The organism is Bittarella sp. HCP28S3_D9, from assembly GCF_052065655.1.
Taxonomy (GTDB): domain Bacteria; phylum Bacillota; class Clostridia; order Oscillospirales; family Ruminococcaceae; genus Bittarella; species Bittarella massiliensis.
This window is the reverse complement of record NZ_JBQHTP010000006.1, coordinates 18,423-41,136: the sequence shown is the minus strand read 5'-3', so window position 1 is coordinate 41,136 and position 22,714 is coordinate 18,423. Positions and strand designations below refer to the sequence as shown.

Genomic DNA, 22,714 nt, shown 5'->3' with positions numbered 1-22,714 from the left:
TCAGGGCTCTGGCTATTTTTGTGTCTTTTGAAAGGGGAGATGGGTATGTAGGGGGGCGGAGGTCCGCCCCCCTGTCAGCTCGTCTCTGCCGCCGGTTCAGTTGAGCTTGAGCACCTGCCCGGGATAGATGAGGCGGGGATTTTTCAGTTCGTTGATCCCCGCGAGGCGGTTGACGGTGGTGCCAAAGCGGGTGGCAATGGACCAGAGGGTGTCCCCCCGCTGTACGATATAGGTGATGGCCCCGCCGCTGGCGGCGCTCGCCTGGCCCGCGGAGATCCGCAGCACCTGCCCGGGGTAGATGCGGCTGGGGTTTTGGATGCCGTTTTCGCTGGCGATGGCCGAGACGGTGGTGCCGAAGCGGCGGGCAATGGCCCAGAGGGTATCGCCCCGGCGCACGGTGTAGGTGGCGGCGGATACAGAAGAGCGGTCGACCGCAGCGCCGGAGGAGGCGGCCCCCACCCGCAGCACCTGCCCGGGGTAGATGCGGCTGGGGTTTTGGATGCCGTTTTCGCTGGCGATGACCGAGACGGTAGTGCCGAAGCGGCGGGCGATGGCCCAGAGGGTGTCCCCCCGGCGCACGGTGTAGGTGATGGGCCCACCGCTGGCGCCGACGGTGCCGCTGCCGGCGTGGCCGGGCAGGCGCAGCACCTGCCCGGGATAGATGAGGTTGGGGTTTGAGATGCCGTTGAGGGAGGCCAGCCTCCCCACAGTGGTGCCGAAGCGGTGGGCGATGGCCCAGAGGGTGTCTCCCCGCCGCACGGTATAGCTGCCACCGGCGGGCACTGGCGCGGGGGCGGTGACGGTGGGCAGGGGATCGCTGTCGCCGCGCAGCAGGGCCTGGGTGAAGCGGTCTAGGTCCACCCGGCCGGAGATGCCGGGCACCTGGCCGTCGTCGGCGTACTGCCAGCCGGCCCAGTAGGCCCAGACGTTGCCGGCATTGGGCCGGTCGACCCCGTACTCGGCGACCCACAGGGGGTAGGAGGCAAAGCGGCTGTCGAAGACGTCCCGGGCGTTGGAGGCGTCGGCATAGATGGCGCAGGGTTTGCCGGTGACTTCCTCCAGCTCTTCCAGGAAGGCCAGACCGACGGCGCCGATCTCCTCACGGCTCAGGGAGCCAAAGGCCTCAAAGTCCATGGCCAGCAGGCAGTCCGGCTGGGTGCCCCCGGCCAGCGAGGCGAAGTAGCGGGCCTCCTGCCGGGCTTGGTCGGGGGTGCGGGCGGTCACGTAGTGGTAGAGGCCCACCAGCAGCCCGGCATCCTTGGCCCGGCGGTAGTTTTGCCGGTAGAGGGGGTCTTGGTAGTCGCCCCCTACCCCGGCGCGGATATAGACCATCTCAACGCCGGAGGCGCGGACGGCGGAAAAGTCGATGTCTCCCTGCCACCCGCTCACGTCGATGCCGCGGTATTCCCGGCCGGGGGCCGGGTCCAGGGCAAAGGCGGGCAGCGCGCAGCCCAGACAGAGCAGCGCAGCGAGCAGGGCGACGGCCCATTTGCGTAAAGGGCGGTCAAACACGGTTGATCCCTCCCGTTGGGTGTAGATTTGAGGTGCGCGCTCGGCGCACACCACCAGTTTATGAGCGGGGGGAGAGGCGGGTGTTTTGGGGGAGGAGGGGCTATATACAAGTACAGAATGCTCGGCAGTAATTTTTGGTGGGCTGTCAATAAAAAGAAGAGAGATTGTTGTGACCATATGAGTAAAGCTTTAGAAAAAGAGCATTATTGAAAATATTTCTGCAACAAATTACCAAACTGGTAAAAAGGAGAATACCTGAGAACTTGTAAGAGTTGGTAAAAAGGTCAGTATTCCGTATAAACTAGAGGCAATCGTAAAACAAGTAACTGATTAAAAGGAGAAGGCTGATATACTATTAGATAATTTATACGACAAGGCTAAAAAAGAAATTGAAAAACATATGGCGGGTTTGCAGTGTGAGGAAAATTTCAAGAAGATGTAAAATTATTAGGGTTAAACGCTTACAACGTGAAGCTTTAAAGCTAGAATAGAAAGGAATAATGGCTATTTGGCATGAGTAGCCTAGAAGCTCTAATTGAAAAAAGTGTCCTAGTACAGTATAATGTTTGTAATATTAGCCGATGAGACTAAAAAGTTGTGTGATGGTGTTATGAAGAGTTATAGTGTGTTGATGTCAGTTTATTATAAGGAAAACCCAGAGTTTCTTCGTCAAAGTATATACAGCATGATAGATCAAACAGTACAAACAGATAACTTTGTACTTGTTTGTGATGGACCACTTACGGAGGAGTTAGATGAAGTTATTGCCTGCTTTTCCGAAAAGTATCCAACGATTTTTAATGTAATTCGTTTGAAAGTTAATCAGGGTTTGGGGCATGCGCTAAATGTCGGTTTGAGGCATTGTAAAAATGAGCTTGTGGCAAGAATGGATTCTGATGATATTAGCGTGAGAGAACGCTGTTCTATGCAGATGCGTAAATTTGCAGAAAATCCTGAGTTAACAGTGGTCAGTGGTACCGTTAAAGAATTTATGGGCAGTGCTGAACATATCACAGCAGTTAAGATTTTACCAGAACAACATGAAGATATTTATGAATACGCGAAAATGCGTTGCCCATTTAATCATCCGGCAGTTATGTATCGCAAATCTGCAGTGTTGTGTGCAGGTGGGTACCAAGAGGTCCCTTTATATGAGGATTATGATTTATGGGTACGCATGCTTATAAGGGGAGCAAAAGCCTATAATTTTCCTGAAACTCTTTGTCTAATGCGGGCAGATAGTGGGTTGTATAATCGCCGAGGCGGCTGGAGCTATCTAAAAAAGGTGGCAGCCTTTCGCACTAGAATAAGGAAAATGCATTTTTGCACTTTTTTGCAATATATAATTGGAATATGTGGGCAAGGGATAGTATGTTTGGTTCCTAGCAGCTTGCGCCGCTGGATTTATATGCATTTTTTGCGCAAATCTAACAAAAATGTAGATGCAAATTAAAGGTGGGGATATCGTTGGCTTTCCTAAGTATTATTATACCCGTTTATAATGCAGAAAAAACTGTAGGATATTCCATTGAGAGTGTTTTGGTACAGAAATGGGATGATATAGAAATAATTGTAGTAGACGATGGCTCTTCAGATGGATCGTTAACAATATGCAAAGAGTATGAAAAGAAAGACACACGGATTAAAGTAATTCATCAGGAAAATGGTGGGCCTGGGGCAGCAAGAAATACTGGCTTGCAAAATGCGAAAGGAGACTATATTGCATTTGTAGATGCCGACGACTATATAGAAAATGAAATGTATGATATACTCCTTGAAAAACTGTGTTCTACAGATGCAGATGTTGCTATCTGTGGATATATACGAGAATATTATAAAGGCGAACACCTTTCGGCATGTAAGAAGGTAACAACTGAAAGTGCAGAGGTTTCTAAAAAAGCTTGGCGGCAATATTTCGATGAATGGTACTATAAAAATTATTTCAACGTCCTTTGGAACAAAATATATAAAAAGGAAGTAATCGAGAATTATAATATTTTATTTCAAACGGACATATACAATGGGGAAGATTTGATTTTTAACCTTTCTTACTTTGCCCATATACAAAAAGTTGTAGTATTGGATCAAGCATTATACCACTATGTAGAAAGGCGAGGGGATTCTTTAACTCACCGATGTGATCCGAGCTTTTTCAAAAATAAAATTTATCTTTTTGAAGCCGTCTCTAAATTTTGTCAAACCCATTTCTCGGATTCACATTCATATTGTTCTATTTACAGTGTCTTTTTAAGAGATTGTTTTCAAAGTATAGATAGATATTATCAGGACAAAGAGACTATAAAACAGATAATTGACCATCCTTATACTTCTATAGCGATTCAAAATAGTGCCTCAGCGAATGGGGCGTTTTTGTTGTACAGGTTGGCGCTAAAAAGTAGATTGGTTTGGGTAGTTAGAAAAGTTTCCGACTTAAGGAAATTGTTTAAAAATCATTTGTTGGGACGATGAAAGGATAAAAATGAATAAAATATTATCGGTTGTTGTGCCTTCTTATAATGTTGAAAACTACATAAAAAAAGGTCTAGAATCCTTTATAAGCGCAAAAGCAATGGAGTATCTAGAAGTCATAATTGTAGACGATGGTTCATCGGACCAGACAGCAAAGATTGCCGAAATGTTTGTAAATGAGTACCCTCAAACTTTTTTTCTAATTAGTAAAGAAAACGGGGGACATGGCTCTGCTGTCAATGCTGGTATTAAACATGCTACCGGAAAATATTTTAAAATTGTTGACGGCGATGACTGGATTGAGACAGAAAATCTGGAAAGCTTTTTGTCTCAACTAATGATGACCAATGCAGAGCTGGTTCTTACGGATTATCAAACTGTTCACATGGAAACAGGTGAAGTGCAAAAATATTTATTTAATGGTTTGGAAAGAAACCAGGAATATACAGTTGAAGCGATTTTACAGTCAGGTGTTCTCTTTCCAATGGCAACATTATGTTATCGGACTGATATATTACAGAAAAATAATATTCGGCTTCAAGAAAAAACTTTTTATGTAGATGAAGAGTTTGATGTACTTCCTTTTGTGTACATACAAAAGATTTTTGTGTCCAGTCTTTTAATATATAATTATTTGATAGGGAATAGCAATCAAAGTGTTTTTATGCAGAATCAAATACGCCGGTTGGAAGACAAGAAAAAAGTAACTCGGCGATTAGCAAAATATTTAGTAGAAAATCAGACTGTAAGTAGCAATTATCAATATTGCTTTTATAAGGTAAAAGGAGCTATTGAATCAGTTTTCCTAGTTTCTTTTATTTATGATGAAGACTCACTTCACGGCCGTAAAAATGCAGTGCAGTTTTATAAAGAGATGAAAGAAATAAATATACGATTAGCTGTAGCGGTTAGAAAAAAATTTGTTTTGTTTTGGTTATTAAATCACTTTAAAAATCGAAAATCCTTGTATCTAAAAATAAAACAGGCGAAAAAAATAAAACAATAAAAAATGGGGTGCGCTATTTATGGAAAATATAATAGTTGTCGGATGTGGATATGCAGGGGCTGTCGTTGCAAGATTAGCTGCAGAGAATGGATATTCTGTCACTGTTTTGGAAAAACGTGGGCAAATAGCAGGTAATATGTTTGACTTTTATAATAAAGATGGAATTTTAGTTCACAAATTTGGTCCACATATTTCAGTGATGAATAAAGAAGAAGTCTTTAATTTTCTTTCTCGATTTACAGAGTGGGTGCCATATATTCATCATGTAAATGCAGAAATTGATGGAATCGAAGTTCCATTGCCTTTTAATCTTAATGGGATAGATCGACTCTTCTCATCAGAAAAAGCATCAGCATATAAAAAAGCTCTTTGTGATGAATATGGGATAGGGAAAAGTGTGCCAATTTTGACCCTTTTACAATGTGAAAATCCGTTGATACAGGAACTGGCACAATTTGTTTTTGAAAAAGTTTTTTTACACTATACTATTAAAATGTGGGGTCTCTCCCCTGATAAAATTGATCCGGCTGTGACCGGGAGAGTTCCAATACGCCTTTCTTATGATGACCAGCATTTTCTTCATAAATACCAAGTTATGCCCAAAGATGGCTTTACGGTGCTTTTTGAAAGGATGCTTAATCATCCTTCAATTTGTGTAAAATTAAATACAGATGCACTGAATGTGTTGCGGCTGGATGAGGCAAATCATGTAGTTTGGTACAATAATGAACGGTTTGAAGGGAAAGTTGTTTATACAGGTGCTTTAGACGCCCTGTTTGCTTATGAGTTTGGCATGTTGCCGTATCGCTCTTTAAAGTTCGAGTTCAATACATTTGATGTAGATTATATACAGAGTACATCTGTCTTAAACTGGCCTGATTCACGTAGCGCTACCCGACGGACAGAGATGAAGCGGCTTACACAACAGGTGCTCCCTGGTAAAACGACTACAATTACAGAATTTCCAGGGGCATATGAGTTAGATTCAAAAGAGTTTGGGGAGCCATATTACCCTATTGCCAATGAAGAATGCTTGGCCATATACAATAGGTATAAAGACAAACTAAAACAGTTTCCATCTGTATTAGGAGTAGGGCGTTTGGCAGATTATAAATATTACAATATGGAAGATACAATTAGCAGAGCCTTAGATTTTTTTGAAGAGCATTTAAAATAAGGAGAACTAATATGCAAAAAGTACTGCATATTGTTGCAAAAAGCAGAACTCTATTTATCTACTGCTATATTTTTGCTATGACAGCAGTTACAGTCCCCTTTCTTCATTACTATACTGGTTCGATAACAAAAGTACTATTAGTGTGGGCAGCGCTAATCTGCTGTGTGGATATTGTACAAAGAAGAGATATCACGAAAGTGTTTGGAGGAAAAATACTACTTGCTTTTATTGCCTGTTCAGTCATTACAATTATTGTAAATTATCGGCTTAACTTGATTGAAAATTTAAAGAACTTTGCGTATTCATTGGTGCTGTTACTAATTGTTTTTACAGACTATTATGGGAAGTCAAGGGAACGCTGTGAATTAGATTTTGAGCATTACAACAGGTTCTTTTGCATGATCACATGTATTGCGTCAGCTATTTCTTTAGTGATGTTTTCGTTGCGATATACTGTAGTTTTTAATCAATATCGTATTGGATTTTATTTGGGCAGGCTATGGGGAGTATATGTTAGCCCTAATGCGGGAGGAATTACTGCAACTATTTCAATAATTTTATCTTTGGTATCTATCTTTTCCCTAATTTATCAAAACATAAAAGCAAAAAGGACATGGCAATTTTTCTATTGGTTTAATATTATTATCGAGTTTGTGTATATTTCTCTGACAGATTCTTATGGAACCTTTGTTTCCTGTATTATAGGCTCTGCTATAGTTGGCTTTATGGTTGCAAAATTTATTTTATGTAGGAAATATACATTTTGTTTCTGGAAAAAATATTTATTAGTTTTTCTGTATGTGCTTATATTCCCTTTCCTTTGTTTTAGTTTGCTTAAGGGTATTGCTAAAGTTGTAAGCTATTTACCTTCAATAGTATATGTGGTGCAAGATCAGAGTGAAACCAATAAGTCTGAAAGTGTGATACCATATGATATTACATCGAATGGTAACCAGGAAAAAGAACCCCTTCCAGAATCTTCATCATCAAAGCAGGCAATCTCTCAGTCTTCAAAACCTGCAAATGAGTCTAAGCCTTTGCGCCTGTGGTCAGAAAAAACAGAACGTCAGTATGAGGACGATCCGGGTGGATCTGGACGTATCACGCTTTGGCGGGTTGGTTTACGCATTTTAAAGCAAAAGCCTGTTTGGGGTGTTGGACAAGCAAATATTTTAGATTATGCACAGCAAAACAGCTACGGACTGAATCAAAATATCGTTGCTAGGACAGCATCCGGAATGCATAATATTTATTTACAGGTAGCAGTAAGCAATGGATTGATAGGGGCTATTCTATTTTTGTCCTTCTTTGCTTATGGGTTTGTGGATTTTGTCCGAGATATTAAAAAAGGAAAATATTCTATTTCTATTATTGACATTCTTCTGTTTGGATTGATTGCTCTTATGCTTGCCAATAATATGGTTGAGGCTACTGTATATATGTGCCAATCGGGGATTACAGTAATGTTTTGGCTAGTGCTAGGATACTTTGTTGGCATTAGAAAAGCAGGGCTGATTGGAAATACTCTGTAGGGAGAGGAACGAGCAACGTGATCGCTTTTTTATGTGCGACCCCCTATCAAATATTTAACTGCGTGGCTTTGAAAACAACATTATACTCTGATGAAAAGGCGGACTTATACCTTCTCACGCATACCAGTGATATTTCAATGTATTTTTCGAGATTAAAAGCTTCGCATATGTTTTCAAATATATATGTTATCAATGCTTTTCGCCATCCATCAAATATGTGGAATACGATGAAGGACTTTCTGTTTTTAGACAAAAGCTTGTCAAATGTTCTAAATAAAAAGTTCTACAAGATACTACTGGGGACATGTATAGGTGTTATTAATTCCGTCTTTTACTCTAAACTTTATAAAAATAATCCAGATTTGCGATTTTTTTATTATGATGAAGGAATAGGTATTTACTGTACTCCACTTATTGAGGCTAGCACTAAGCTTAAGTTTTTTATAAGAAGTATAGGAGGAAGAGATTATTTTGAGTCAATTTCTGGGTTGTATGCTTATATGCCAGAGGCAATACTCACTAACAGGCAATTCCCGGGCTACTGCATTCCTGCAGTATCTTTAGAGAGACAGGAGTTATTTAATTGTATTTTTGCTTATAGTGGTGAAGCCGAGTTTTATAAAGATAAAACTTTTGTCTATTTAGATCAAGCATATAAAAAGCAGCTAAATATCGATATTGATAATGGCAAGTTACTAACACAAATTTGCAGAGTAGTTTGTAAAAGTCAGATTACTTTACGATTACATCCTACACGAATGCCTGATGATCAAGAATATTCAGGTAATAGCGTCGAGGTTGCACCTGCTGTCGATATTCCTTGGGAAGTCCTCCTGTTGAATATGGATTTACAAAATAAAGTGTTTATATCCATTAATTCGACCGCGTGTATTACTTCTAAAATGGTTTTTGATCAAGAACCGTTTGTCATTTTGCTATATGAACTTGTACCTGAATGTATGGCATTTCACGCAGATGGAGGAAAAACAATGAAAATGTTTTTTGAAAAAATTCGGTGTTCTTATCGAAACCCGGAACGCTTTTTTATTCCAAAGACTTTTGACGAGCTTCATAATGTGTTGGAATCCATAAGTAAAGAGGTACAATAGAGTATAATTGCATTTGTAGCGTAACTAGATGTTTAAAGAACGGTGAAGTGTATTTATGTCTAAAATCCGTCGCATTATTAGTTCAAAAAACGAAAATGTTTTGGCTATATTTAATATTTTGGGGCCAGTTGTGCTCAATGGTATTAATTTTTTTACGGTCCCAATTTTTACTCGATTGTTGGGGACAGATAACTATGGAATTGTCTCCCTTTATACAACATGGGTTCAAGTGTTTTCTATTATTATGGGTATCCAAACAGGAGGAACGATTGCCGTCTCCCGTGCTCATCTGAAAGAAAAAGAACAGGACAGATATTATTCTAGTATTATATCTTTGTCATGTCTATCTTCAATAGCAATAGCTGTTTTAACTGTCGTATTTATAGGACCAATATCTAAGTTTATGAAGTTTTCACCAGCGCTGGTTTTCGTCATGCTACTTCAGTCTTTTGGTACCTATATAATTAATTTTGCTTCACTTAAGTTTACATACCATAAAGAGGCATTTTCCAATTTTATTATATCCACAAGCGTAGCTATCATCTCTGTGGCCTTGTCCTTAGTTTTAGTTTCTTGTATTAGCTCTTTTGAAGATCGATATTGGGGAAGAATTATTGGTTATGCGATACCAGCAGGGGTTGTTGGTATCAGTATACTTGCTTTCTTTTTATTGCGAGGGAAAACTTTCTTTGATAAGCAATATTGGAAGTTTTGTTTGCCGTTGTGCCTTCCCCTAGTTTTTCATGGTTTATCCCATATTGTACTAAGTCAATCGGATCGTATTATGTTGCAGCAACAGCTTCAAGATACAGGTGCTGTCGGCATCTATAGTTTTGTTTTTACTTTAACTCATATTTTGTCGATTATCTGGAGTGCTCTCAATAATACCTGGGTTCCTTTTTACTATGATTATTTATCTCAAAAAGATACAAAAGTAATTATACGCAGAAGCCGAAATTATATTTTTCTTTTTACATCTCTTTGTGTTGGCTTTATATTGGTAGCGCCTGAATTTACTATGTTATTTGCATCAAGGGATTTTTGGTCTGGCATGGATTTAATCCCAATTATGGTTATTTCTGTTTACATGGTATTTTTGTATAGCTTTCCAGTGAATTTTGAATTCTTTCATAAAAAAACATCAGTTATTGCTGTAGGCACTTGTGGCGCAGCAATTTTAAACATTGTGCTCAATTTCTTATTGATTCCTATTTGGGGTACAATGGGGGCTGCATTAGCTACTATGGCTGCCTATGTGCTTCTTTTCTGCTTTCATCAGATATTAGCAAACTATATCGGTCAAGGAGATTATCATTATAGAACAATGATGTTTTTGCCAGGATTGGCAGTTTTAACTCTTGCTGCTGTTATTTATTATATTACTTCTGATTTTTGGTATATTCGGTGGATTTTAGCATTGGTGACTGGAGTCCTTTTGCTATGGCGGATCATTAAACAAAAAAGTGTATTCTAAGTGCTTCTAAGGTGAAGAGAGGATTTTTATGAAGGTTTTAGCTATTATCCCTGCTCGAGGTGGCTCAAAGGGAATCCCACGAAAAAATGTGCGATTAATGAATGGTAAGCCTTTAATTTACTATGCCATTCATAATGCACAGCTGTGCAGTTTAATTACTGACGTAGCAGTTAGCAGCGATGATGAAGAGATTTTAGGTATTGCTGCAACCTATGGTGCCGAAGCCTTACAAAGGCCTGCCTATTTAGCAGAAGATTCTGTAACACTAGATCCAGTGATTTGCGATGCGGTGTTACAAATGGAGAAAATGCGAAACCAGCATTATGATATAGTTATTACGCTACAACCTACATCACCCGTTTTGCGTGCGCAAACACTTGAAAAGGCATTACAAGCATTTATAGAAGATGCTGCTGATACATATATCAGTGCTGTTAATAAGCCTCATCTATCCTGGTCTAAGTCTGACAAAGGCTACTACCCCCTATATAAGGAACGTCTAAACCGTCAACAACTTCCCCCCAATTATTTAGAGGCAGGAGCTTTTTTTATCACTCGTAGAGAGTTTATTACAGAGAACAGCCGTATGGGAAGTCAAATTTCGGTATATGAAATTCCTGAACAAGAGGCAGTAGATATTGACACAGCTAACGATTGGATAGTTTGTGAAGCTATTTTAGGGCGCAAGAAGATTGTTCTACGTGCTGATGGTCATCAAACACTTGGCATGGGACACATTTATCATTGTTTAACTCTAGCTTATAATTTGATTGGCCACGAAGTAATGTTTGTAACAAAAGCAAGATATCGAGAGGGGATAGAAAAACTCCAAGAATCCTTTATGCCCATAATGATAGTGGAAAATGACGAGGAGTTTTTTCGATTTTTAGAAAAATATTGTCCGGATGTGGTGGTTAATGATTGTCTTGACACTTCTGAAGAGTATATGAAAAAATTGAAAAAAATTTGTCCGCGCGTGGTTACCATTGAAGATATGGGGGAAGGAGCTCGCTATGCCGATGTAGTAATTAATGCTTTGTATGCAGATGAGAAGGTGGCGGTTTGGAAAAATGTATACTGCGGTGAAGACTATATTTGCCTGCGAGATGAATTTTTAGTGGCTGAGCCTAAGCCATTGTCTCAAGAGGTTCGGGAGGTTGTGGTTCTCTTCGGTGGGACAGATCCATCAAATTTGACGGAAAAGGCATATCGTTTGGCAAAGAAAATTCACCCACAATATCCCCATATGCATTTTACTTTTATTGTAGGGATTGGTTATGACAGTAAAGCCCACGGGGTGATTTCTTGCGAGGGATGTAATATAACAGTTATACAAAATGCAAAGTTTGTTAGTGCTTACATGAAGCGGGCCGATTTAGCTCTCACGTCACAAGGGCGTACTGTGTATGAACTAGCAGCTTTAGGTATTCCTGCAGTTGTCATGGCACAGAATGAGAGAGAGCAACTTCACATTTTTGCGCAAATGCAGAATGGCTTCTTTAATTTAGGATTGGGGTCTCATTTAGAGGATGAAACATTAGAACGCACATTTGAGTTTTTAGTCAACACACCTCAACTTCGCGATGAAATGCGTCAACTAATGCTATCCCACCGTCAGCGCCTAAAAAATGGAGTAAAAAATGAAATTAGACTTATTTTAGATGAAAGATAAAATCAATTTATTGGTTCAGCATTTCCCGAAAAATGCTTTGTTTGCTATTTGTGTGTAGAAAAGAGAGGCTGGTGTTACAATGGAGAGTACAGTAGTTCGCAGACTTGAGGAAGGTAAGTTTGTACTTATTGCTGAAATTGGTGTAAATTATTATGATATAGCCACGGAGCGAGGAATCTCCCCTATGGATGCTGCCAAGCTGATGGTGCGAGAAGCAAAGGCGGCGGGTATTCATGCTGTTAAATTTCAAACCTACAAAGCTGAAACATTAGCTGCCAAGGCATCCCCTTACTATTGGGACATAACTGAGGAACCAACCCGCTCTCAGTTTGAACTGTTTCAAAAATTTGATGCATTTGGCAGAGAAGAGTATGAACTATTGGCCAAATACTGTGATGAACTGGGTATTGAGTTTTGTTCTACGGCTTTTGATTTCGAATCTGCAGATTATTTAGACTCCATGATGAATATCTACAAAATTTCATCGTCTGATCTCAGCAATCTTCCGTTTATCATTCATCAAGCCAAAAAAAATAAGCCTATTTTATTGTCTGTGGGGGCTTCCAATTTGGATGAAATTGACCATGCAGTTGAGACTATTCGACAGTATAATAAATGCCCCCTTGTTTTGCTTCACTGTGTCCTTGAGTATCCGACTCCCTATGAACACGCAAATTTAAATAAAATTATTTCGCTAAAAGAGCGTTATCCAAATGTGTTCATAGGTTACTCGGATCATACAAAGCCCGATGCCTGTTATGATGTAATTAAAACTGCGTATTGCCTGGGGGCACAAATAATAGAAAAACATTTCACTCTTAATAAGAAGCTAAAGGGGAACGATCATTACCACGCTATGGATCCGGATGATGCTCATAAAATCTTAGATAGTATCGAGTTTATCAACCAAATTAGAGGGAGTTATGAGATAAAGTGTCTTGATAGCGAACGAAAGGCACGGCACAATGCAAGAAGATCAATTGTAGCAGCATGTGACATACCTCAAGGAACGATTTTGACTCGAGAAATGCTCACCTTTAAACGACCGGGAAGTGGCATTTCACCAGCAGAAATAGAGAGTATCGTGGGTGCTGTTACTGCAACAGCAATAGCTAATGATACTATTTTGCAAATGGATATGTTGAAAAAGTGATTTTTAGGCAAAAAAATTTCCCCGAAAAATATAAGCACATCTTTCGGGGAAATTTGGCGGAGCGGGTGGGATTCGAACCCACGGAGCCTTGCGGCTCAACTGATTTCGAGTCAGTCCCGTTATGACCACTTCGATACCGCTCCCTATTCAATTGGGCTGTGACTACCTGTCACAGCCCAATTATTATAACAAATCGCTCTACAAAAGGCAATAGCCTGCAAAAAATTGCTTTCACGGCCTGCTCTTTTTCGCCCCTTCATGCAGGGAGGAACGGCGCTAGTATTTTCGGTCGATATCGATTGCGTGAGGGACAGCCCCAGTCTCGATAAAAGCGGAGATGTTGCGGTTGGCGATTTCGACGATCCGCTCCCTGCTGACGGCGTTGCAGGAGCCTCCGGTGACATGGGGGGTGATCAGCACATTGGGATATTTCCAAAGGCGGTGTTCTTGGGGAAGGGGCTCTGGGGCGGTGACGTCCAGCCCGGCGGCGCCGACTTTGCCGGCGTCCAGCGCCTGACAGAGGGCCTCGGTGTCGACGGCGGTCCCCCGCCCGATGTTGATGACCAAGACGCCATCCTTGCAGCAGGAGAGGGTGTGGGCATTGAGAATTTGGCGCGTTTCGAGGGTGTCGGGAAGGGAGAGGACCAGGGCGTCGGCCTGGGGCAGGATCTCTTCCAACTGGTCCATCGTCACCACCCGGTCAAAGCCGGGCAGATTTGCGGCGGGGGTGCGCTTGACGCCAATGGTATGGGCGCCCAGCAGCTGGGCTTTTTTGGCGTAGCTGGCCCCCAAATCGCCGGTTCCCAGGCAGACCACCGTGCTTCCGGCCAGCTGGCTCACCTGGCCGAGCATCTCCCATCTGCCCTCCGCCATGGCGTCTCGGTACTGGCCGAGCTGCTTGAGCAGGTAGAGGTGCATGCCAATGGTGAACTCGGCAATGATCTCTCCGTAGGCGCCGCTGGCATTGGCCAAAATGACCTGGCGGGGGTAGTCGTGGTCGTTGACGTAGACGTCCACGCCGGCCGAACAGAGCTGCAGCAGCTTGAGGTCGGGGAGCTCTTTTATGAGCGAAACCGGGGGATTGCCGATGATGCAGTCAAACCCGGCGAGTTCGGCTGGGGTGGGCAGGTGATCAAAGAAGTGGACTTCCTGGCGGGGATGGGCCGTCTTCAGCCGCTCCTTTTGAGCGGGGCTGAAGGGGCCAAAAGACGGGATAACGGCAGTTTGAAACACGGTGAGCACTTCCTTTCAAATGGTGCGGGTGTAAGGCAATTGTAACACAGCGGGGGAGAATGGCGCAAGAAAAGAGGGCCCTTTGTGGCCCTCTTTTTCTATCGCTAAACGCTGATGACATCCGCAAACCCATACCCCTTTGCGATCTCCGCCAACTGCTCCATATACTCCTCTGACGGGGTTTCCAGCTGGTTGTATGGCTCCCGCACCCCAAAGGGGCGAAAGCGGATCAGCTTGTAGCGGATGGGCCCTGTGGAGAGGTAGGGGGCCAGCAATTCACAGTAGCCCCGCACCGTCTCCTCATTGGGCAGATAGTCGGGGATGACCACCGTGCGGATCTCGGTGAGTTTCCCCCTTTTTGCCAGAAAAACGGCGTTTTCCCGCACCTGTTCACTGGGCTGGCCGGTGAGTTTTTGGTGGATGGCGCTGTCAAAGCACTTGATGTCCAGCATCACCCCGTCACTGGCGTCCAGCAGTTCGGCATCGGCGGAGAAGTCCCGGCTCCCGTTGGAGTCCAGAAGGGCGGTCAGTCCCAGGGCGTGGACCCGCTCGAAGAGGGAGACGACGAAGTCGCGGTAGAGGGTGCACTCCCCGCCGGAGACGGTGATCCCCCGAATAAAGGGCACCCCCTTCTCGATTTCGGCCAGCACCTCCTCCACCGTGAGCAGCCGCACCTTGGGGGAGGAGAGGTGGGGGCAGACCTTGATGCAGGTGTCGCAGCCGACGCACAGGGCGGGGTCCCAGCAGACGGCTCCCGCTGCATCCCTCTGCAGGGCGCCCACCGGGCAGTCCGCCACGCAGGTCCCGCAGTTTTGGCAGAGGTGGATGGTCTCCGGGTTGTGGCAGTAGTGACAGCTGAAATTGCACCCCTGAAAGAAGATGGCCGTCCGGTTGCCGGGGCCGTCCACACTGCTCTGGGGGATGATTTTGTTGACGGGCGCTCTCAGCATAAGCTCCTCAGCTTTCGGTCGTCAAAGTGGCGCAGCCGCATGGAGTTGGCGCCCAGGGCCACTGTGTCGTGCTGGACGGCCTTGCCGCTGTCGTATTTTTCCATGTCGCTCCGCTTGACCAGATAGCCGGTGATGCGGATGACGTCGCTGTCGCTGGAGTAGGTGGAGAAGTAGCGCATCCCCGCGGCAAAGCCGCCCTTGATGACGTCCAGCACGCTCTCGGGATTGCGGGCCGCGGTGGACTCGAAGGGGAAGATGTCGCCGGCGCCGGAGACAAAGTACTTCTCGTAGCGGCCGCAGTGGCGCAGGTGGTCGTAGAGGTCGGGCTCGTCGCCGATGGCGATGCGCACACCAGGGGAGCACTGGCTGTCGCTGTCCACCCCCACCTGGGCATGCAGGAGGAAGCGGCCGCCGGTCTGTGGGCAGTAGGGGTTGTGGTGGGCCTTGACCCGCTGGTCGATGAAGGCCATGATCTCATCGCCCAGGGCGTTGGCCACCTCGTCGTGGCCGTAGCGCCCGTCCACGCCCTCTTTTTTCAGCAGGTCGTTGACGCACTCGCACATCCCCACCATCCCGAACATCCCGGTGAAGCGGTCGGGGTGGACAAACCCCTCGGTGACCAGGAAGTTGGAGCGGAAGAAGGCGGATTTGTTGACCAAAAAGTCGATTTTGGCGTCCATGATGGCGCACTGCACATCGATGGCCCGGGGCAGGCGGTTCTGGAAGAAGTCCTCCTTGCCCTCGGAGTGGAAGGCGATGTTGTTGAGCAGCAGCCGGGCCAGGGTGTAGGAGCCGCCGCCCAGCAGCAGCCCGTTGTAGCAGCTGGCGATGCCGTACTCGTTTTCGCCCAGGTCGGCGGAGAACATCTTGTGGTTGGCAAAGGAGGGCTTGGCGCAGTCCAGCGCCGCCTGTACACAGAGACAGGCAAAGTCGTCCGGCGTCTTGTCTGGGTCGTAGAGGAGGGTGATGTTGGGGGTGGAGTCCTGCAGCTCCCGCTCCGCCTCCAGAATGAGCCGACCGGCGGTGGTGGCCTTGGGGCCCAGGTCGCCGTGGCAGAAGGAGTCGGAGATGGTGCGGTCGATAAAGCGCATGAAGTCCTTGATCAGGACCTTGGCCTCCGCCTCATCCTCGATGAAGGGCTCCAGCAGGCGGTCCAGCTTGCCGATGAAGACGGGGAAGTGGGTGGTGGAGGGGACGTGGTGATAGAAAATCTCCAGGGTGTTGATGGCCTCCCGCAGGTTGGTGGGGGGATCGAGGCGGAGGAACTGGCAGCCCTCTCTCATCAGCTTGTCGTAGTCGGGGAGGATGTAGCGGGGGACGTAGGGGACAAAGCCCTCCCCCATGGCGCTCATCTCGTCTAGTTCGTCCTGCAGCTCCAAAAAGCCCTCCGGCATGGGGAAGCCCTCGGTATAGCTCTCGGCCAGGCGGGAGAGCTGCATCATGGCCTGTTCATGGGTCAGGTGGGTGTCGCTGACCACCCGCAGAACGGCCTCTTGAAACTGTCTGTATTTGGCATTTTCTTCCACGGCGATATCCTCCTTATGGCGGGGGCGGTCCGGTCCGGCGGGAAAGACGCCCCTTCGCAGTTTGTCTATGGCCTTATTGTAGCGCCGGGTGTATACTAAAAACAATGACAGTTGTCACTGTTTGGGGGAGGTTTTGCAGAGATGGCCGTGGGGTACAGCGAAGGGGAGAAGAGGAAGGTCGCCGCCATTGTGGCAGGGGGGATGGGGCGCCAGCACACAGACGGGTCGGTCCGGCGGGAGCTGGCGCCGCTCTGCGGGCAGACTGCCTTTTTGAGGCGGGCCAAGAGGGGGGAGGTGCTGCTGCTGAACGGCGACCCGGCGGACCGGGTGGTGCTCTTTCTCTGCGGGCGGTGTGCGGTCAGCCGGTACAGCGCGGAGGGGGACAACCTCTCCTACGCGGTCCACGAGGAGGCCATCCTGCTGGGGTTGCTGGAGTACCTGGGGGGACAGCCGGCGGTGCTGGCCACTGTGTCGGCGCTGGACGAATGCTGGTACCTGACCTTTCCGGGGGAACTGTTTTTGGAGGCGGTGCTGTCTGACCGGGAACTGACGCTGAAGATCCTCCGGTTTTTGGCCTCCTTCGCCGGGGGCAGCATCGATCGGGTCAACGAACTGGCCCAGTACACCAACCGGGAGAATGTGCTGCTCTGCCTCTACCGGTACAGCCGGGGACAACCCCTCCCCTTTGTGTTCAAAAAGAGCAAGCGGGCCCTGGCGGAGGAGCTGGCGATGAACCTGCGCACCCTCTACCGGCAGCTCGACGCGATAGAGGGGGAGGGACTCATCCAGCGGGTGGGGGGAAAGATATGGATCGGGGAGCGGGAGAGCGGAAGGTTGGAGGAGGCGGCGTCTAGATTGTTGTAGCATAGCGGCAGGGAGAGTATGGCTGTTTTTGGGGGATGCTGGCGGCTTACCTGATGGAACGCCCTTTTCCCTTGCATTCTTCCAGAAATTTGGATACACTGAAATAGAGCGCCAGCAGGTGTGCGCTGCGGGCGCCATCGAGAAAAGACATATAGTATTTCTAGTTATATAATATACGAATTGTTATAGGAGGGCGAGGACATGAGTGAGACCACCAAGACCGATATCGTCATCATTGGCGCCGGCGCTGCGGGGATGACCGCCGCCGTCTACGCCGCAAGGGGGGGCAACAGCGCCATCGTGCTGGAACAGAACGTCCACGGCGGGCAGATCGTCAACACCGGCGAGGTGGAGAACTACCCCGCCATCCTCAGCATCTCCGGGGTGGAGTTTGCCGGCAACCTCTACGAGCAGGCCACCTCCCACGGGGCGGACATCCGCTACGAAAAGGTCACCGGCTTTGACTTTTCCGGCCCGGTGAAGGTGGTGGAGACCGACGAGGGCCGCTACGAGTGCAAGGCGGTCATCCTGGCCAACGGGGTGGTCAAGCGCAAGCTCGGGGTGCCCGGGGAGGAGAAGTTCCAGGGCCGGGGCGTCTCCTACTGCGCCACCTGTGACGGCGGCTTCTTCCGCGGCAAAAAGACGGCGGTGGTCGGCGGGGGGAACACTGCGCTGGAAGACGCCCTCTTCCTGGCCAACCTCTGCGAGGAGGTGACCCTCATCCACCGGCGGGACGAGTTCCGGGGCGACGCCCACAACGTCAAGGCGGTGCTGGCGCGGGAGAACATCCACATCCTCTACGACACCGTCCCCCTGGAGGTGCTCGGCGGCCAGCAGGTCACCGGCCTGAAGGTGCAGAACAAAAAGACGGGCGAAGAGAGCGAACTGGCGGTAGACGGGGTCTTTGTGGCGGTGGGCCAGATCCCGCAAAACGAGCTCTTTCGCGGAACGGTCGAGATGGACGAGAGCGGCTTTGTCGCCGCAGGCGAGGACACCAAGACCAACGTCCCCGGCGTCTTTGCCGCGGGGGACACCCGCCAGAAGCTGGTGCGGCAGCTGGTGACGGCGGCGGCCGACGGCGCGGTGGCGGCCGTCATGGCCGGCGGTTATATCTTCTCCCTCTAGCTCATAGAATCAATACTGGGACAAGCGGGCCGCCCGGTCCCCTGGGGACTGGGCGGCCCCTTTCTATTCCGCAGAGAGAAAGGGGTGGCAAGCGGTGGCGAGACCTCCTTACCGCCGGCCGTACCGGGACGGCCGGAACAGAAAGGCGGGCGGTGGCGGCACCCGCTTTTTGGCGGTGTTGCTGGCCGCTGCCCTGATGGCGGGCGCCTTTTGGCTGCTGCCTCGCCTCTCGGGCAGGGGGGAGGGAGGGCAGTCCTCTGCCGCCCCCTCTGCCTCCGGCGGCAGCGGCGGCCTGAGCGCCCTGGAGAGCAGCGAGGCCCCGGACGGCGAGTACCGGGCCGTCTGGTTTTCCTACCTGGATCTGGCAGACATCCTCACCGGAAAGGGCGAAACGGAATTTACTGAAAGTATAAACAGAGAATTTCAAAACTGTGCGGAGATGGGGCTCAACACCGTCATCGTCCAGGTGCGGCCCTACAGCGACGCGCTCTACCCCTCCAAGCTGTTCCCCTACTCCAAGTATGCGGCGGGGAAGCAGGGGCAGGACCCGGGGTTTGACCCGCTCAAGATCATGGTGGAGGCGGCCCACCAGAAGGGGCTGAAGATCGAGGCCTGGATCAACCCCTACCGCATCAGTTCGGCGGCCGACTCGGCCCCCTGCGCCGAGAGCCCCGGCGCCAAGTGGTTTGCCGACAGCGCCACCAAGGGCGACTGGGTGGTGCAGGTGGGCGAGGGGCTCTACTACAACCCGGCCATCCCCCAGGTGCAGGACCTGATCGTCTCCGGCGTGGAGGAGATCTTGCAGAACTACGCCGTTGACGGCATCCACTTTGACGACTACTTCTACCCCTCCGGCGCCGACGACAGCTTTGATGCGGCGGCCTACCGGCGCTACCGGGACGGGGGCGGCCAGCTCTCCCTGGGCGATTTTCGCCGCGCCAATGTGGACGCGCTGGTGCAGCGGGTCCACCGGGCGGTAAAGGCCAAAAACCCCGCCCTGGTCTTTGGCATCAGCCCCCAGGGGAACGTGGACAACTGCTACCGCTCCATGTATGCCGACGTGAAGAAGTGGGCCTCGCAGCCGGGGTATGTGGACTACATAGCCCCCCAGATCTACTGGGGGTACAGCCACCCCCAGGCGTCGGCCCGCTACGATGTAAAAATCAGCGAGTGGAACAGCTACTGCAAAGAGCCGTCGGTCAAACTCTACATCGGGCTGGCGGCCTACCGGATGGGCGACGAGGCCACCGGCTTCTCCCAAAACGGCGACGACATGGCGCGGATGGTGGCCGACGCCCGCAAAAAATCGGCCTATCGGGGGTTCATCCTCTTTCGCTATCAAAACCTGGTGGACGGCGGTGAGGTCGCGCAAAAAGAGGTGGGCAACCTGAAGGCCCTGTTGAAAAAATAGAGGGCGCTTTTGGCGGGGACGGGGTCCCCGCCCTTTTTTATGGGGTGGGAAAGGGGCGCTTTTCCGCCGGGGGCGGTAGGCAACGGGGCCCCGCCGTGCTATACTGGAAAAAAACAGCCCGGCAGCAGGCGCTTTTGCCGGGCGAGTCTACAAAAAACGGGGGAATTTGTCGTGGCCAATCTACTGCTGAAAAACGCCCTGATCCTCACCATGGACCAGGCGCTGACGACGGTGCAGAGGGGATACCTGCAGATCCGCGGCGACCGCATCGCCGCCCTGGGCGAGGGGGAACCGCCCTTTTCTGAAGAGGGGTACCAGGTGCTGGACTGCAGCGGAAAGATCGTCATCCCGGGGATGATCAACACCCACAACCACCTGCCGATGATCCTCTTTCGCAGCCTGGGCGACGATGTGGCCGACCGGCTCAAGCGCTACCTCTTCCCGCTGGAAAACGAGTCGCTGGACGCCCCCATGGTCCGCGCCGGGGCCGACTACGCCTTTGCCGAACTGCTCTTCGGCGGGGTGACCACCTGCTACGACGCCTACTACTTTGAGGACGAGGTGGCCCAGGCGGCCGAGGCCTGCGGCATCCGCGCGGTGCTGGCCGAGACCATTTTAGAGGGGCCCAGCCCCAGCGCCAAGGAGCCCTATGGCGAGTGGGCGTACACCAAGTGGTTTGTGGGGAAGTGGAAGGGCCACCCCCGCATCACCCCCTCGGTCAACTGTCACGCCCCCTATTCCAACGACACCGAGCACCTGGTGGCCGCCCACGACCTGGCCCGGCGGGAGGGGCTGCTGATGAGTATGCACGTGGCGGAGATGGCCTACGAGCACACCGGCTGTCTCGAGCGCTACGGCCTGAGCCCGGTGGCCTACCTGGATTCCATCGGCATCCTGGACGAGCACTTCCTGGCCGCCCACTCCATCCTCATGGACGAGGCCGACCTGGACATCTACCAGCGCCGGGGGGTCAAGGTCTCCTACAACGCCGGCTCCAACGCCAAGTCCGCCAAGGGGGTGGCCAAGATCCGGCAGATGCTGGAACGGGGCATCCCCGTCTCCCTGGGGACCGACGGGGCCATGAGCGGCAACACCATCGACATTGTGACCCAGCTCTCCCTGGTGGGGAAGATCCAAAAGCTCTTTAACGGCGACCGCACTCTCTTCCCCGCGCGGGAGATCTTGCAGCTGGCCACCATCGGCGGGGCCCGCGCCCTGGGGATGGAGGGGGAGATCGGCTCCCTCGAGGTGGGGAAGAAGGCGGACATCGCCATCTTCGAGACCGACAGCGTCAACATGAGCCCGCTCTACGACCCCTACTCGGTCATTGTCTACAGCGCCAACCCGGGCAACGTGGAGAGCACCATCGTCGACGGCGAGCTGGTGATGCACCGCCGCCAACTGCGCAGCATGGACTTTGGCGCGGTCAAGGCCCGGCTGCTGAGCTACCAGGAGCAGATCCGGCAGACGGCGGCGGAGCTGGACCGGGCGCTGGCGGAGGGATGACGGCGTTGACGGGGAAAGAGGGGGAGAGCGGATGAAGCGGGTCTTGGTCGTCGTCGGCGGGGGCCGGCCGGGCGGGAACACCGCCCAGCTGGTGGACGCCTTCGTGCGGGGGGCCCGGGAGGCCGGGTGTCAGGTGGAGCGGGTCTCCCTGCTGCAAACCGAGGTGAAGGGCTGCCTCGGCTGCAACGCCTGCCGCCGCGGCCGCCCCTGCATGATTCGGGACGGGTTTGCCGACCTGGTCCCCAAAATAGAGGGGGCCGACCTGATCGCCTTTGCCTCGCCCCTCTATTTTTGGACCCTCTCCTCCCGCATCAAGGCCTTGATCGAGCGGTTTTACTCCCTTGCGCAGGCCGACGAAAACCCGCCCCTGGGCCGGTACGAGCGGTACCCGGACAAGGAGTGCGCCCTGCTGATGACGGCGGCGGACGACCTTTTCTGGACCTTTGAGCAGGCGGTGTCCTACTACCGCTTTGCCCTGGTCAACTACATCGGCTTTCGCGACCGGGGGATGGTGCTGGCCGGCGGGTGCGGCCCCACCGAAGGGGCGCCGCAGATCGCGCAGACCGGCCACCTGGAAGAGGCCTATGCCTTTGGCAGGTCGCTCTGACCGGGGAGGGCGAGGGGCGAAGGGAAAAGGCCGAAAAATAGAAAGGGGAGCGCTTTGGAAGCGCTCCCTTTTTTGACGGATCTGACCGGCGGCTATTTTCTCTTTCGGTAGAAGAGAAAGGAGATCACGCTCAGCAGGGCGATGAGAACAGCCGCCAGGCCGATAAAGCCCAGGACAGACAGGGCGGAGACAGAGCGGGCGGCAAGTACCATAAAAATCCCTCCTCTACGGCGCTGGCCCAAATGTGGGCGAAGTCTTCTGTTCACCCCTATCATACCCGGGCAGGGGGCGGCCGACAAGGGGGGAAGGGCAATCGTTAGAGGGGCGCAAAACAAACTTCATCACTTCGTCATTTTCGGAGAAAAAGCGGCCGGTTTCGGAGAAATAG

The 22,714-nt window shown here is 49.9% G+C and carries 18 protein-coding genes and 1 tRNA gene; 14 read left to right on the top strand and 5 right to left on the bottom strand.

Features of this window, described 5'->3' with window-relative positions:
• Positions 1-96: 96 nt before the first annotated feature.
• The gene (locus ACTNAU_RS04955; protein WP_441097749.1) at positions 97-1,512 is read right to left on the bottom strand and encodes a LysM peptidoglycan-binding domain-containing protein; all 1,416 of its coding nucleotides are present in this window, start codon (positions 1,510-1,512) and stop codon (positions 97-99) included.
• A gap of 610 nt (positions 1,513-2,122) precedes the next feature.
• Between ACTNAU_RS04955 and ACTNAU_RS04950 the strand changes: the two genes are divergently transcribed.
• From ACTNAU_RS04950 to ACTNAU_RS04910, 9 genes are all read left to right on the top strand, one after another.
• On the top strand, positions 2,123-2,965 hold the full coding sequence (locus tag ACTNAU_RS04950) for a glycosyltransferase (protein ID WP_441097748.1): 843 nt from the start codon (positions 2,123-2,125) through the stop codon (positions 2,963-2,965).
• Positions 2,966-2,979: 14 nt separating this feature from the next.
• Complete coding sequence (locus ACTNAU_RS04945; protein WP_441097747.1) at positions 2,980-3,981, top strand: glycosyltransferase; 1,002 nt, start codon at positions 2,980-2,982, stop codon at positions 3,979-3,981.
• A 10-nt stretch (positions 3,982-3,991) separates the two neighbouring features.
• A complete protein-coding gene (locus ACTNAU_RS04940; protein ID WP_185915560.1) occupies positions 3,992-4,987 on the top strand; it encodes a glycosyltransferase family 2 protein in 996 nt (331 codons plus the stop codon).
• Positions 4,988-5,006: 19 nt separating this feature from the next.
• Positions 5,007-6,164: a UDP-galactopyranose mutase gene (gene glf, locus ACTNAU_RS04935; RefSeq protein ID WP_185915561.1), complete on the top strand. Its 1,158-nt coding sequence runs from the start codon at positions 5,007-5,009 to the stop codon at positions 6,162-6,164.
• Positions 6,165-6,175: 11 nt separating this feature from the next.
• The gene (locus tag ACTNAU_RS04930) at positions 6,176-7,696 is read left to right on the top strand and encodes an O-antigen ligase family protein (protein WP_441097746.1); all 1,521 of its coding nucleotides are present in this window, start codon (positions 6,176-6,178) and stop codon (positions 7,694-7,696) included.
• Between the two features lie 17 nt (positions 7,697-7,713).
• Entirely contained in the window at positions 7,714-8,805 is a 1,092-nt protein-coding gene (locus ACTNAU_RS04925; protein ID WP_216400808.1) for an alpha-2,8-polysialyltransferase family protein, read from the top strand.
• 55 nt (positions 8,806-8,860) lie between these two features.
• Positions 8,861-10,279: a lipopolysaccharide biosynthesis protein gene (locus ACTNAU_RS04920; protein ID WP_185915564.1), complete on the top strand. Its 1,419-nt coding sequence runs from the start codon at positions 8,861-8,863 to the stop codon at positions 10,277-10,279.
• A 28-nt stretch (positions 10,280-10,307) separates the two neighbouring features.
• Positions 10,308-11,951, top strand: a complete 1,644-nt coding sequence (locus tag ACTNAU_RS04915) for a cytidylyltransferase domain-containing protein (RefSeq protein ID WP_216400809.1) — start codon at positions 10,308-10,310, stop codon at positions 11,949-11,951.
• Between the two features lie 79 nt (positions 11,952-12,030).
• Positions 12,031-13,104 carry an N-acetylneuraminate synthase family protein gene (locus ACTNAU_RS04910; RefSeq protein WP_185915566.1) on the top strand — a complete coding sequence of 358 codons (1,074 nt, stop codon included), beginning with the start codon at positions 12,031-12,033 and terminating at the stop codon, positions 13,102-13,104.
• A gap of 54 nt (positions 13,105-13,158) precedes the next feature.
• Here ACTNAU_RS04910 and ACTNAU_RS04905 read toward each other — a convergent pair.
• From ACTNAU_RS04905 to ACTNAU_RS04890, 4 genes are all read right to left on the bottom strand, one after another.
• A tRNA-Ser gene (locus ACTNAU_RS04905) sits at positions 13,159-13,247 on the bottom strand.
• Positions 13,248-13,380: 133 nt separating this feature from the next.
• Positions 13,381-14,337, bottom strand: a complete 957-nt coding sequence (locus ACTNAU_RS04900; protein ID WP_441097745.1) for a D-2-hydroxyacid dehydrogenase — start codon at positions 14,335-14,337, stop codon at positions 13,381-13,383.
• Positions 14,338-14,441: 104 nt separating this feature from the next.
• Positions 14,442-15,287, bottom strand: a complete 846-nt coding sequence (locus ACTNAU_RS04895; protein ID WP_441097744.1) for a YjjW family glycine radical enzyme activase — start codon at positions 15,285-15,287, stop codon at positions 14,442-14,444.
• Positions 15,281-16,813: a YjjI family glycine radical enzyme gene (locus ACTNAU_RS04890; RefSeq protein WP_441097743.1), complete on the bottom strand. Its 1,533-nt coding sequence runs from the start codon at positions 16,811-16,813 to the stop codon at positions 15,281-15,283. The genes ACTNAU_RS04895 and ACTNAU_RS04890 overlap by 7 nt, the downstream gene beginning before the upstream one ends.
• A 141-nt stretch (positions 16,814-16,954) precedes the next feature.
• On the opposite strand from ACTNAU_RS04890, the gene ACTNAU_RS04885 reads away from it, so the two are divergent.
• The 5 genes from ACTNAU_RS04885 (at position 16,955) to ACTNAU_RS04865 (ending at position 22,326) form a co-directional block, all read left to right on the top strand.
• Positions 16,955-17,677 carry a Crp/Fnr family transcriptional regulator gene (locus ACTNAU_RS04885; protein WP_441097742.1) on the top strand — a complete coding sequence of 241 codons (723 nt, stop codon included), beginning with the start codon at positions 16,955-16,957 and terminating at the stop codon, positions 17,675-17,677.
• A 201-nt stretch (positions 17,678-17,878) separates the two neighbouring features.
• Positions 17,879-18,802 carry a thioredoxin-disulfide reductase gene (gene trxB, locus ACTNAU_RS04880; RefSeq protein ID WP_441097741.1) on the top strand — a complete coding sequence of 308 codons (924 nt, stop codon included), beginning with the start codon at positions 17,879-17,881 and terminating at the stop codon, positions 18,800-18,802.
• 94 nt (positions 18,803-18,896) lie between these two features.
• Entirely contained in the window at positions 18,897-20,213 is a 1,317-nt protein-coding gene (locus ACTNAU_RS04875; protein ID WP_441097740.1) for a glycoside hydrolase family 10 protein, read from the top strand.
• A 171-nt stretch (positions 20,214-20,384) separates the two neighbouring features.
• Entirely contained in the window at positions 20,385-21,719 is a 1,335-nt protein-coding gene (locus ACTNAU_RS04870; protein ID WP_441097739.1) for an amidohydrolase, read from the top strand.
• 31 nt (positions 21,720-21,750) lie between these two features.
• A complete protein-coding gene (locus ACTNAU_RS04865) occupies positions 21,751-22,326 on the top strand; it encodes a flavodoxin family protein (RefSeq protein ID WP_441097738.1) in 576 nt (191 codons plus the stop codon).
• The last annotated feature ends 388 nt before the right edge of the window (positions 22,327-22,714 follow it).